Source organism: Kitasatospora sp. NPDC059722, from assembly GCF_042733235.1.
Taxonomy (GTDB): Bacteria; Actinomycetota; Actinomycetes; order Streptomycetales; family Streptomycetaceae; genus Kitasatospora.
Genome location: NZ_JBHWGD010000068.1, coordinates 1 through 12662, shown reverse-complemented (window position 1 = coordinate 12662; position 12662 = coordinate 1). Strand labels below are relative to the sequence as shown.

Annotated in this window: 7 protein-coding genes; 4 read left to right on the top strand and 3 right to left on the bottom strand. The window is 74.0% G+C overall.

The features are described 5' to 3' along the window. Window positions 1-1203, bottom strand: coding sequence for a Dyp-type peroxidase (locus ACFV4F_RS32300; RefSeq protein ID WP_380507832.1), 1203 nt, complete (start codon window positions 1201-1203; stop codon window positions 1-3). A gap of 31 nt (window positions 1204-1234) precedes the next feature. On the opposite strand from ACFV4F_RS32300, the gene ACFV4F_RS32295 reads away from it, so the two are divergent. Further along, on the top strand, window positions 1235-2557 hold the full coding sequence (locus tag ACFV4F_RS32295; RefSeq protein WP_380507829.1) for a right-handed parallel beta-helix repeat-containing protein: 1323 nt from the start codon (window positions 1235-1237) through the stop codon (window positions 2555-2557). Window positions 2558-2726: 169 nt separating this feature from the next. Here ACFV4F_RS32295 and ACFV4F_RS32290 read toward each other — a convergent pair whose 3' ends face one another. Beyond that, window positions 2727-3488, bottom strand: a complete 762-nt coding sequence (locus ACFV4F_RS32290; protein ID WP_380444846.1) for a hypothetical protein — start codon at window positions 3486-3488, stop codon at window positions 2727-2729. A 92-nt stretch (window positions 3489-3580) separates the two neighbouring features. Next, window positions 3581-6436 carry an SdrD B-like domain-containing protein gene (locus ACFV4F_RS32285; protein ID WP_380444847.1) on the bottom strand — a complete coding sequence of 952 codons (2856 nt, stop codon included), beginning with the start codon at window positions 6434-6436 and terminating at the stop codon, window positions 3581-3583. 514 nt (window positions 6437-6950) lie between these two features. On the opposite strand from ACFV4F_RS32285, the gene ACFV4F_RS32280 reads away from it, so the two are divergent. Genes ACFV4F_RS32280 through ACFV4F_RS32270 form a run of 3 tightly spaced genes read left to right on the top strand, consistent with a single transcriptional unit; the run spans window position 6951 to window position 12467 of the window. Next, window positions 6951-11399, top strand: a complete 4449-nt coding sequence (locus ACFV4F_RS32280) for an amino acid adenylation domain-containing protein (protein WP_380507827.1) — start codon at window positions 6951-6953, stop codon at window positions 11397-11399. Beyond that, window positions 11396-11713, top strand: a complete 318-nt coding sequence (locus tag ACFV4F_RS32275; RefSeq protein ID WP_380507824.1) for an acyl carrier protein — start codon at window positions 11396-11398, stop codon at window positions 11711-11713. The genes ACFV4F_RS32280 and ACFV4F_RS32275 overlap by 4 nt, the downstream gene beginning before the upstream one ends. Before the next feature lie 10 nt (window positions 11714-11723). Next, entirely contained in the window at window positions 11724-12467 is a 744-nt protein-coding gene (locus ACFV4F_RS32270; protein WP_380444855.1) for a thioesterase II family protein, read from the top strand. Window positions 12468-12662 lie beyond the last annotated feature (195 nt).

The window sequence follows — 12662 nt, the reverse complement described above, 5'->3', positions numbered from 1 at the left end:
TCACGCCCAGAGGTGCTCCCCGAGCACGGAGCCCTCCCGGGCGCCGGGCAGGACGTAGGCGACGGCGGAGGCCGTGTGGTCCAGGAACGGGTTGAGGGCGTCGCGCGCGGCGAGGCGGGTCTGGACACGGGCGAACTGGGCGGGGTCGCGCATGAAGGCGCAGAAGAGCAGGCCGCGGTCGGTGGGGCCGTCGTCGTAGCTGTAACCGCGGCGCAGCATGCGGGCGCCGCCGTCGAGGCGGGGGCTGGAGAGGCGGACGTGGGCGGTGGCGGGGATGACGTAGGAGCCGTCGGGGTTCTTGGCGTAGATGTCCGGGTCCTCGTGCTCGGTGGTGCCGGTGAGCGGGGCGCCGTCGGTCGCGCGGCGGCCCATCGCCTGGTCGCGGCGCTCCGCGGGGAGGGCGGCGAAGGCGGCGGTGTCCATGCGGATGCGGCGGTAGACGAGGACGGTGCCGTTCTCGTGCGGGCCGGGCGGGCCCCAGACCCACTGGCGGGCGGTCTCGTCGTCGGGGTTGGCCGTGCCGTCCTTGAAGCCGAAGAGGTTGCGCGGGGTGACGCCGGAGGGTGTGGGCGGCAGGAATCCGGACTGCGACCAGCGGGGCGTGGCGCCGGCGGCGTGGGTGGCCGCGGCGACGAGTTCGGCGGCGACGGCCAGGGTCCAGCGGTCGTCGGCGCACAGTTGCAGGAGCAGGTCGCCGCCGCTGCGCGCCGGGTCCAGGTGGTCTCCGGGGAAGGGCGGCAACTCCCCGAGGGCGGGCGGGACGTCGAGGCCCAGCCGGGACGCGATCGCGGGGCCCACGCCCACCAGTGACGTGAGTCGGCTCCCGGCGCCGCGGTCCAGGCGCGGGTCGGACGGCAGGCCGGAGACGGCCCCGGAGAGGACGCGGGTCAGCTCGGCGAGGACGGCGCGCAGGGCCTCCCGGTCGGCGGCCGGGGAGTTCTGGGGCAGGTCGAAGGCGAGGAGTTGGGTCGCCTCCTGCTGAGGGAACGTCAATCCTGCTTGCCGGACGCCGTGGAAGGGCGTCGGCGCGGGCGGGCGTGCCACCGGGTGGCCCGACTCGGCCTCGCCGCTCGCCAGTTGACCGGCCGCCGCTCCGACACCGGCGGCGAGCACCGCACCGGCCGCGAACAGCGCCCTGCGCCGGCCGAGCCCGGGGGCGGCATCGCGGTCCGGTTGCTGCGCGTTTTCCGGTTCGGTGGGCATGCGCGCTATTGGAGACGATAGAACACTGACTATGCAACTCCTCTCCTCGGGACGTGTGTTCGCCGCGCTGCTGGCAGCCACCGCGCTGGCGGCCGCCGGGTGTTCCTCCGCAGGCTCCGGCTCCGACGTCGCGAAGCATCCGGCCGGGAGCGTGCTGCGGGTGCCGCAGGACTTCCCCACCGTCCAGAAGGCCGTCGACGTGGCCCGCGACGGCGAGACCGTCCTCGTCTCCCCCGGCGTCTACCGCGAGAGCGTCCGCGTCACCAAGGCGCGCCTGACCCTCCGGGGCACCGACCGCAACGGCGTCGTCCTCGACGGCGGCCTCAAGCTGGTCAACGGCGTCACCGTGACCGGGCCCGGCTCGGTGGTCGAGAACCTCACCGTCCACGGCTACCTCGCCAACGGCGTGCTGTTCACGGGCGTCACCGACGAGAAGCTGCAGCAGCGCGGCGCCGGCGGTTCCGCGTACGACCCCCTGGACACCGCCCGCTTCCCGGTCGTCCAGGGCTTCCGCGCGAGCCGGGTGACGGCGTACGGCAACGGGCTGTACGGCATCTACGCGTTCGACGCGCGCGGCGGCGTGATCGAGGACTCGTACGCCTCCGGGCAGGCCGACTCGGGCATCTACGTCGGGCAGTGCAAGCCGTGCGACACGCTGGTGCGCGGCAACACGGTGGAGCGCAACGCCGTCGGCATCGAGCTGACGAACGCCTCGGACGGGCTGTCGGTGCTGGGCAACCGCGTCGTCGGCAACAGGGTCGGCGTCACCCTCAACTCCAACGACCTGGAGGCGCTCGCCCCGCAGCACGGCGCGGTGATCGCCGGGAACGTCGTCGCCGACAACAACGCCCCCGACACCCCCGAACAGGCGGACGGGGGCTTCGGCATCGGTATCGGCATCGGCGGCGGGACGGCCAACCTGGTTCGGCGCAACCTCGTCCGGGGCAACCGCGCGGCCGGCGTGATCGTCACCGACCCGGCCGGGCACCCGGCGAGCGGCAACCGCGTCGAGGGCAACCGCACCGACGGCAACGGCGCCGACCTCGTCCTGGCCTCGGCCGACCCGGGCAACTGCTTCGGCGGCAACCAGCCCGCCGTCCAGAGCCCGGACGGGCTGGAGGGCCTGGCGGCGTGCGGCGCCCAGGGCCGCGGGCCGGTGCCCGGCGGGCGGGCGGCCCCGGTCCAGGCGCCGCCCGGCGTGCCGTTCAGCCAGGTCGCCGCGCCGCCCGCGCAGCCGTCGCTGCCGGACCCGTCCGCGCCCGGCCGCCCGGCCACCGGCCTGCCGGGGGCGGTGGACGCGGACGCGTACCCGCTGCCGACCGACGTCACCGCCGTTCCGCCGCAGCCGAGTTGATCCCACCAGCCGTCACGCCGGCGCCGTCCGGGTGACGGGCAGCCCGTGCACGCCGTAGATCCGCATGTTCGTCCTGAGCTGCACCTCCTCGGCGGGGACGGCGAGTCGGAGGCCCTCGGTCGCGGCGTGCGGGCGTGCGGCCCCGAGGAGCCGGGCACCGGGGCGTGCGTCAGCCGGTGAGCCACGGTGCTTCGGGGAGCTTCGCCCCGCCGTCGCGCCCCCTGAACTCGACGGCGGTCGGCGTGCCGAGCCCCGGCAGCCGCATCGTCACGCGGCGCAGCGTGCCGTCGCCGTCGACCCAGTACGTGAGGGGCGAGCGGCCGCCGTCGGGGGCGGCGCCCTGGGCGCGGGGGCCGGCGAAGCGGTCGTAGCCGCGGCCGTCGATGCGGTCCGGGCCGAGCCAACGGGCGCCGGACTGGGCGAGCAGGAGCGGGTTGTCGGGCCGGTCCGCGCCGAGCTGGACCATCAGCTGGAGGCCGGAGTCCAGCGGGTCGGCCGTGTAGGTGCGCGGCGACCAGCCGGAGCGGGGGACGTGTTCGGCCTGCTCCCAGAACTCGCCCTTGTCGCCGGTGGGTTCGGGGGCGAGGCCGAGGCCACCGGTGTCCCAGACGATGAGGCCGCGGTCCGGCTGCGCGCCGGGCCCGGTGGTCGTGTAGCGGCCGACGCCCCGGCGGGTCCGGTAGTCGACGACGCCCTCGACGCGGATCTCCACTCCCCCGCCCTCGGCCGCGGTGAGGACCACGCCGACCGGACTGACCTGGTAGAGGTTCAGTCGCGACAGGGCGAGCCTGGACGCCTCGTCCGTGGTGACCGGCCGCTCCGCCGTCCCGTCGGAGACCGTCCGGTAGGCGACGAATCCGCCGGCGGCCAGGGCGCACACGACGACGGCGACGAGTGCTCCGAGCCGGAAGCGGCGTGGTTTGCGGGGCATACGGCTGCTTTCCCTCTCAGGTGAGTCACGCCCGTCGGGCGGGTCTCCCGGACACCTCCGGGAGACCCGCCCGATCGAGCCCTTCCGGACCGTCAGCGCCTGGACCTGCGCCTGCGGGTCAGCACGAGCAGCGCCGCGCCGAGGGCGGTGAGCACCACCGCACCGGCCACGGCCGGCAGGAGCGCCCCGCTCGCGCCGGTGCCGGGCAACGTGCCGGGCACCGGGCGGGGTGCGGCCGGCGGCAGCGGGTAGTCCGGGTTACCGGGGTTGCCGGGGCTACCGGGCACGGCCGGGCCGGTCTGCGCCGGCGGCGAGGACGGCGACGGCGTACCGGTCGGCACCGGAGTCGGCGTCGGCGTGGATGTCGGTGTGGGCGTGGGCGTGGGCGTCGGGGTGGGCGTCGGGATGAGCCGGTTGACCATCGTCACCGAGACCCCCGCGTCGAGGTTGTCCGCGGTCAGCACGAGCGGTGCGGACACCGACGGGTCCGGCGCGGAGTAGCCGTCCGGCGGGCTCACCTCCTGCCAGTAGTACGTCCCGGGTGTGCCGCTGCCCTGGCACACGCCGTCCGCCCCGGTGGTGCAGGGCTCACCGACGGGCGTGTCCGGCTTGTCCCCGGCGGTCTGGAGGCCGTCCGTGCCGTTGCTCTCCTTCCAGAGGCGGAACGTGGCCCCGGCCAGCGGTTTGCCGTCCTGGTCGTTCTTGACGACCCGCAGGACGCCCTCCTGCTGCCGGTAGCCGAAGTCGTACGTGTGGTCGTTCTCGCCCGGTCCGCCGGTGGTCAGCGACCGTTCGGGGAACCTCGCCCCGGCCGGGACGACGCCCTTGGAGTCGATGAAGTGGTTGTCCCCGACGTCGGCGGCGGTGGGCACCCACTGGTAGAGGGGGCCGCCCTTGGCGTAGTCCGCCGGGTTGTCGATCCGGATCGTGTACTTCGTCCGGGGTTTGAGGCCGCCGGTGACGTCGGAGTCGTCGAAGTAGTACTCGCCCCGCGTCGTCGTCCTCGTGGTGCCGACGACCTTGCCCGACTCGTCGTAGAGGTTGACGGTGGCGCCCGGGACCGGGCGCTGACCCGGGTTCTGGATGCCCTTGCGCTCGGGGTCGTACCAGACCCGGTTGCCGATCTGCAGCGGCGCCCGGTCGCACAGGACCTCCAGGTCGCCCATGGAGGCGCCCTTGCCGAACGGCGCGTTGTCCCTGGGCGGGTTGAGCCGGAAGCCGAGCTGCGGGTCCTGCTTGCCGTCCGCCCGCTGGAGGAACGACGTGCCGTACCCGAGGGCGGTGTGGTTGGGGTCGAAGGCGGAGACCGCGATGGTGTCCTCGACCTTGGAGAGCGCCATGCCGGCGAACGCCGTGTTGTGGTGGCCCACCCCGGCCCAGGCGGTGTCGAAGAACCGGTTGCCCCGGGGGGCGAGGCCGCAGCCGCCGTTGGTGTCCAGCACGTAGGTGCCGTGCACCGGACAGGCCTTGTTCAGGTCGCCGCCGGACATGACGCGGGCGGGGGCGCCCGGCCCGACCGCGCCCGGCGCGCGGTCGGCGAAGCGGTCGCGGAAGGCCAGCAGCATCGACCCGTCGGTCTCGAAGCCGATCTCGCCCAGCTCCGGCTCGGGGTTGGCCATGGTGCCGAGACCGCACGGACGGCCGTTCTGCGCCGTCGGGTAGGTGCTCGTCCACGGGAACCAGCCCGCGCCGTCGCAGGGGCCCGAGCCCACGGTGGACTTGCGCGGGTAGTCCAGCGGCTGGTCCAGCACCGGCTTGCCGAACGCCCCGGTGCCGAGGTCGAACGGCAGGACCACCGCGCGCACGTCGGTGAGCTTCCCGGTGGACTCGCCGGAGCACACCCCGCCGAGGTAGCCGGTGCCGTCCTGCAGGCCGAGGCCGAACGGGCGCCAGTCCCCCGCCGCCGGGCAGCCCGGGTCGGGGATCGGGTAGGCGGCCGAGGGCGCCCCGGCGCTCGGGACGGTGGCGTCGTAGCGGTACAGCTTGCGGTCGTCGAGGTTGACGACGAACAGGTCCTTGCCGTCGTCGGTGATCTTGATGCCGCCGAGGCTCTCCTTGCCCGGCGCGTCGACGAAGGCGTCGTCCGTGCCGCCGCCGTGGACGCTCGTGCCCGCGTGCGGGACGGTGGTGAACAGCGTCGTCGTCTTCTGCGCGAGGTCGGTGACGTAGATCGCGCCCGCGCCGCCCGGGCCGTACCCGGTGGTGCGCTTGGCGACCGCCGAGGAGAACACCCGCCGGTCGGCCTTGTTCCACGCGATGCCGAACAGCGTGCCGGTCTCGGCGTTGGTGGCGATGGTCGTGGCGTTCACGCCCTCGCCGTCCTGGCCGCGCGCGCTGTACGGGAAGGAGACCAGCGTGCGCTGTGCGCCGCCCTCGCGGGCCATGGGCTGGCACGTCGTCACCAGCGGCGCGTTCTTCTGGCAGTAGTCACCGGGGTTCCACAGCCCGGTGGTGTAGGACACGTTCCTGCCGCCGGAGAGGTCGACGAACTCCTCGTTGCTGCTCAGCCGGCCGGGCGCGCCGTCCAGCCCCTGACGGGAGGCGAAGGCCGGGAACAGCACGCCCGGCTTCGGATTCACCACCTGCACGCGGTACTTGCCGCCGGTCGCCTTGCTCGTGGCCGGCGCGAGCGTCACCATGCCGTTGGCCGCGGTGGTGCCCTCGACGCCGACGCCGACGTCGTCCGTCAGCGTCACCTTCACGCCCGCGATGCCCGGCTCCAGCGCGGACTTGTACACGCCGCTCGCGTCCACGGCCCGGACCACCCGGACCGTCACGGACCCGTCGCCCGTCTGCGGGAACGCGGCCGGGGCCGCCAGCAGCGAGCAGCCGCCCACCCCGACGGCGAGCACCGCGACGCTGCCCGCCGCGCGGCGGGCGGATCTGCGCGCGCGGCCCCGGCCCGGTCCGCGCGCGGTGCCGTTGGGCTCTTCGTCTGTCGTCGTCATCCCCTGCTCTCATCGTCCAGAAGGGCGTTGCGGCCCTTGCTCGTTGGAGAGTTCACGGGGTGGCGGGAACCCGCCATCCTTAACGGGAGCTTAAAGCGGCTTGACGCAATCAGGATGAAGAACGGGAACTTTGACGGCTCATCAGACAAAGCCCGGAGTCGCCGTCGAACACTTCCGCGAATGGACACATCTCCCCCGGCGCTTGTTCACACACGCCGAATGGCGACTCCAAGCGCTTCTTTGAGACCGCCAAAGCTTCCCCAATATGCGACAAACCGGGCAGAGTTGACCTAGTGTCAGATGTTTGCAAAGTGGCTGGTGCGACGACCGGGAAGATCTTGACACCCCTCCGGGACGGCGGTTTCACTGACAGCGCTCCTCCACCGGAGCCACATCTTCCCGAGCCGCACCGGCGGCCGGACACCCGCACCGAGATCACCCCCGCAGCGAGATCACGTCCTCACCGGGATCCCGCACGTTTGCGCTCGATAGCACCAGGAATGGGAGAAGCCAGATGGGGAGCGGACAGAACACCGACGGTGGCTGTTGTCCCGGCGAGTCACCCGAAGCCAATGAACCATTCCCGCTGACCGAGATCCAGTACGCGTACTGGGTCGGGCGCGGGCCCAATTTCGTCCTCGGCAACGTCGCGCCCCACGCCTACTTCGAGCTGGAGGGCCGCCGGCTCGACCCGGACCTGCTGAACCGCACCTGGCGCCGCCTGCTGGAGCGCCACGGCATGCTGCGGGCGGTCGTCCACGAGGGCGGCGAGCAGCAGATCCTCGCCGAGGCCCCGCCGTTCGAGATCGCCTTCGAGGACCTGTCCCAGGTGCCCGCGGAGGAGGCGCAGGCCCGGCTCGCCGAGGTCCGCCTGGACCTGTCGGAGCGGGTCTACGACCCCTCCGTGTGGCCGCTGTTCGACATCCGGCTGACCCGCCTGCCCGAGCACGACCGGCTGCACGTGAGCCTCGACCTGCTCATGGTCGACCTGGCCAGCATCGCCGGGCTGTTCAGCGAGTGGAGCGCGCTCTGCCGCGACGAGCGGGCCGAACTCCCGCCGGTCGACGTCTCCTTCCGCGACTACGTCCTCGCGCTGGAGAACGGCACCCAGTCGCCGCGGCACAAGCGCTCGATGGAGTACTGGGTCTCCCGCGCCGAGGAGCTCGCCCCGCCGCCGGAGCTGCCGCTGGCCAAGCCCCCGGCGCGCATACCCAAGCCGCGCTTCACGCACCGCGAGTACCACCTCCCGCCGGAGCTGTGGCAGCGCTTCCAGGAGCGCTCGGAGGAGGCGGGCCTGACCCCGACCGCCGTACTGGCGACGGTCTTCGCCGAGACGCTGCGGATGTGGAGCGGCACGCCGAAGTTCGCGCTGAACCTCACGCTCTTCAACCGCCTGCCGCTGCTCCTCGCCGAGAACGCGAAGGGCCACCGCACCGTCCACCCCCACCTGCAGAACCTGATCGGCGACTTCACCTCGATCTGCCTCCTGGAGATGGACACCACCGGCGACCTCCCCTTCGAGGACCGCGTCGCCCGCACCCAGACCCAGCTCCAGCAGGACCTGCGCCACCGCTACGTCAGCGCCCTGCACGCGCTGCGCGAGCGGCGCCGGCGCGGCCTGCAGACCAACTTCGAGACCATGCCGGTCGTCTTCACCAGCGGCCTCGGCACCGTCGCCGACGTCTCCGGGCCGATGGCCTACTTCGGCGACATCACCTACCGGCTCAGCCAGACCCCGCAGGTGTGGCTGGACCACCAGGTGGTCGACTTCACCGGCTCGCTGGACCTCACCTGGGACGCCGTCGAGGAGCTCTTCCCCGAAGGACTCCTGGACGACATGTTCGCGACCTACACGGCGGCGGTCCGCGCGCTCGCCGAGGACGACGCGGTCTGGACGGCCGGCCCCGCCCTCGCCCTGCCCGCCGGCCAGGCCACCGAGCGCGACGGCGCGAACGACACCGCGGGCGAACCGCCCGGGGGCCTGCTGCACCAGGGCCTGCTCAAGGGCGCCGCCGAGCACCCCGAGCGGCCCGCCGTGATCCACGGCGCCGGGACGGTCACCTACGGCGGCCTCGCCGCACAGGCCGCGTCCGTCGCCGAGCGGGTCCGCCGCACCGCCGACGGCACCGGTCTGCGCGACCGCCTGGTCGGCATCACCCTGCCCAAGGGCCCGGACCAGGTCGCCGCCGCCCACGGCGTGCTGCTCGCCTCGGCCGCCTACCTGCCCGTCGGCCCCGCGCTGCCGCCCGCCCGCCGGTCGACGCTGCTGACCGACGGCGAGGCGCTCGCCGTCGTGACGGACGCCGCGCACCTGGACGCGCCGAACTGGCCCGAGGGCCTGCCGAGGCTGGACGTCGAGGGCGCCGCCGACCCGGCCGCCCCGGCGGACGCCGCCCGGCCCGAGGACCTCGCCTACGTCCTCTACACCTCCGGCTCGACCGGGCGCCCCAAGGGCGTCATGATCGAGCACCGGGCCGCGCTCAACACCGTCACCGACATCAACGAGCGCTTCGGCGTCGGCCCCGGGGACCGCGTGTTCGGCCTCGCCGACCTCGGCTTCGACCTCTCGGTCTACGACCTCTTCGGCACCTTCCTCGCCGGCGGCGCCCTCGTGCTGCCCGACGAGGACAAGCGCCGCGAGCCGAGCCACTGGGCCGAGCTGATGGCCCGGCACGGCGTCACCGTGTGGAACTCCGTCCCGGCCCAGATGCAGATGCTCGTCGACCACGTCGAGCTCACCGGCGAGATCCCCGAGGGCCTGCGCCTGGTCCTGCTCAGCGGCGACTGGATCCCGCTGGACCTGCCCGAGCGCATCCTCGCACTGTGGCCCGAGGCCCGCGTGATCAGCCTCGGCGGCGCCACCGAGGCGTCCATCTGGTCCAACTGGCACCCGGCCGACGAGGTCCCCGAGGGCTGCCCGAGCGTCCCGTACGGCAAGCCGCTGCGCAACCAGGCCTTCCACGTGCTCGACGAGCGCATGGAGCCGTGCCCGGTGTGGGTGCCCGGCGAGCTGTACATCGCCGGCGCCGGCCTCGCCCGCGGCTACTTCCGCGACCCCGAGCGCACCGAAGCGAGCTTCGTCCACCACCCGCGCACCGGCGAACGGCTCTACCGCACCGGCGACTTCGGCCGCTACCTGCCGGACGGCGTGCTCCAGTTCCTCGGCCGCCGGGACGGCCAGGTCAAGATCGGCGGCCACCGCATCGAGTGCGGCGAGGTCGAGGCCGTCCTCCAGCGCCACCCCGGCGTGGAGAACGCCGTCGTCGTCAAGTCCGCCGACGACCCGACCAACGCGCGCCTGCTCGGCTACGTCGTGCCGGACCGCACCGACGGCTCCCTGCTGGTCACCGAGACGGCGGACCCAGCCGAGGCCGACCGCCGCCGCGCGGCCCTCGCCTCGGCCGCGGCCTTCGCCGCCCCCGGCCCCGACGCCGACACCCTGCTCGGCGCCTGGTCCGCGCTCGACGACCTGCACGCCGCGGCCGCCGCCGTCGCCTTCCGCACCCTCGGCCTGCCGCACCTGCCCGGCGAGCGCTTCGACCCGTCCGCCGCCACCGCGGCCGGCGTGGCCACCCGCTACGAACGCTGGCTGGCCCGCGCCACCGACGCCCTGGTGCGCCACGGCGACCTGCGCACCACCGAGGACGGCCTCGAAGTGGCCGTCGAATTCCCGAAGTCCGTCCCCGACACCGTCGCCGACGCCGCCCGCGCCGCGCTCGGCGGCACCCTGGACGTGCCCGGGGACCTCATCGACTGGATGCTCTCGCTGGCCGGCAACGTCGCCGCCATCCTCACCCAGTCCCTGCACTCGGCCGAGCTCTACGCCTCGGACCGCACGCCCGAGGTGTACGCCCGCCTCTTCGGCCCCGCCTACGCCGTCGCCACCGAGGCGGTGGCCCGGCTCGTCGCCGACTGGCCGGCGGACCGCCCGCTGCGCGTCGTCGAGGTCGGCGGCGGCTACGGCACGCTCACGCAGCACCTGCTGCCGCTGCTGCCCGCCGACCGCACCGACTACCTGTTCACGGACATCTCGACCTACTTCACCGACCGCGCCCAGGAGAACTTCGGGGAGCACGAGTTCGTCCGGTACGGGCTGTTCAACCTCGACCAGGAGCCCGAACTCCAGGGCCACGACGGCCTGTCGGCCGACCTCGTGATCGCCGCCAGCGTCCTGCACGACACCCGGGACATCGCCACCAGCCTCGGCACCCTGCGCTCCGTCCTCGCCCCCGGCGGCCTGCTGCTGATGGTCGAACAGACCGCCATGCACCCGTGGTTCGACCTCACCATGGGCCTCCAGCAGGGCTTCGACGGCTGGACGGACACCGCGTTCCGCACCTGGGGCCACCCGCTGCTCGACTGCCCCCAGTGGGCCGGGCTGCTCACCGAGTGCGGCTACGGCGACACCGCGGTGCTCACCCGCGACGGCGACGGACCGGCCGCGGTCGGCTTCGACGTCCTGGCCGCCGAAGGCCCCGCGGAGCAGCGGCGCTTCGACCGCGACGCGCTGCTCGCGCACGCGGCCGCGCACCTGCCCAAGCACATGGTCCCGGCGCGGCTCAGCCCGCTGGAGCGGATGCCGCTCAGCGCCACCGGCAAGATCGACCGCTCGGTCCTCGCCAAGGCCGGCGCCCGGGGCGTGCAGCGCGGACGGCCGGTGCGTCCGCCGGTCACCGACCGGCAGGCGAAGCTCGTCGAGATCTACCGCTCGATCCTCGGCGTGAACCAGATCGACCTCGCCGACGACTTCCTGGAGGCGGGCGGCGACTCGCTGCTCGCGGCCCGGATCGCCGTCTCCCTGCAGCGCACCTTCGGCGTCGAGGTGCCGGTCGCCGTCGTCCTGCAGAACTCGACGGTGGCCGACGTGGACGCGTGGTTCGAACCGCAGCTCGGCCCGGCGAACCCGCTCGACGTGCCGGCGACCGCTTCCCCCGCATCCGACGCACCCCAGGAGGACGTGTGACACGCGACAGGCTCGTCGAGTGGCTCGCCGACTACATCGCCGAACTGCTGGACATCGCGGTCGAGGAGGTCGGCACCGAGCTCCCGCTGACCGCGCTCGGCGTCGACTCGGCCACCACCCTGGTGCTGGCGGCCGACCTCGGGACGAAGCTGCGCCGGCAAGTGCGGCCCAAGGAGATCCTGGAGCACCCGACGATCGAGGGCCTGGCCGAGTACCTGGCGTCGGCCGGTACCGAGGCGGACGCCCTTGACGCCGGCGCCGTTGACGCCGGCACCGTTGACGCCGTCGCCGCCGGAACGGCCGAGGTGAGGTGACGTGACCGGCATGGCGGAACCGCACACCCCCCAGTGGACCATCAGGGCACCGGGCCCGTCCGGGCCGCGCACCCTGTACTGCTTCCCGCACGGAGGCGGTTCCGCCGCCGAGTACGTCCGGTGGGGCCGGCAGCTGGAGGGCCTGAACGTCCTGGCCGTCCAGCTGCCCGGCCGGGGCTCCCGGCTCGACGAGGAACCGTGCACGTCGATGGCCGACCTCGTCGACCGGCTCGCGAAGGAGCTGCCGCTCAGCACCCCCTTCGTGTTCTTCGGGCACAGCTTCGGCGCCCTCGTGTGCTACGAACTCACCCACCGGCTCATCGAGTTGGGCCGTCCACTGCCGGAGCGGCTGATCCTCTCCGGCTACCCGGCACCCGAACTGGCCCGGCACGAGCAGGGGTTCCACCTCCTGCCCGACACGGAGCTGCTCGGCGCCGTGAACGAGCGGCACGGCGGCATCCCCGAAGAGCTCCTGGCCGACCCCGAGCTGGCGCGGCTCTCGGCGGCCGGGCTGCGGGCGGACTACCGGATCCTGGAGACCTACCGGTGGCACGAACGGCCGCCGCTGCCCGTACCGTTCACGGTGCTCGGCGGCGACCGCGACCTCATCTCCCGGGAGCAGCTCACCGCCTGGGAGCGGCACACCGACGCCGGGCCGGTCCCGGTCCGGCTGTTCCCCGGGGGCCACTTCTACTTCCGCGAACGGCAGCACGCGGCCGTCCTGCGGAACGTCCGGGCGGCGGCGGCATGCTGACGTTCGCCGTCGCCGCGCTCGTCCTCATCATGATCCCCGGCCCCGACCAGGCGCTGATCACCCGCAACGCCCTGGTCGGCGGCCGGGGGGGGGGGGGGGGGGCGCCGCCCCGGGGGCGGGGGGGGGGGCGCGGGGGCGCGGCCGGGGGGGGGGCCGGGGGGGGGGGGGGCGCGCGGGGGGGGGGCGCCGGGCGGG

Excerpts from the sequence above, each read along its gene's own strand:
- ACFV4F_RS32285 (WP_380444847.1), bottom strand. The coding sequence starts at position 6,436 with ATGACGACGACAGACGAAGAGCCCAACGGCACCGCGCGCGGACCGGGC.
- ACFV4F_RS32290 (WP_380444846.1), bottom strand. The coding sequence starts at position 3,488 with ATGCCCCGCAAACCACGCCGCTTCCGGCTCGGAGCACTCGTCGCCGTC.
- ACFV4F_RS32300 (WP_380507832.1), bottom strand. The coding sequence starts at position 1,203 with ATGCCCACCGAACCGGAAAACGCGCAGCAACCGGACCGCGATGCCGCC.
- ACFV4F_RS32295 (WP_380507829.1), top strand. The coding sequence starts at position 1,235 with ATGCAACTCCTCTCCTCGGGACGTGTGTTCGCCGCGCTGCTGGCAGCC.
- ACFV4F_RS32280 (WP_380507827.1), top strand. The coding sequence starts at position 6,951 with ATGGGGAGCGGACAGAACACCGACGGTGGCTGTTGTCCCGGCGAGTCA.
- ACFV4F_RS32270 (WP_380444855.1), top strand. The coding sequence starts at position 11,724 with ATGGCGGAACCGCACACCCCCCAGTGGACCATCAGGGCACCGGGCCCG.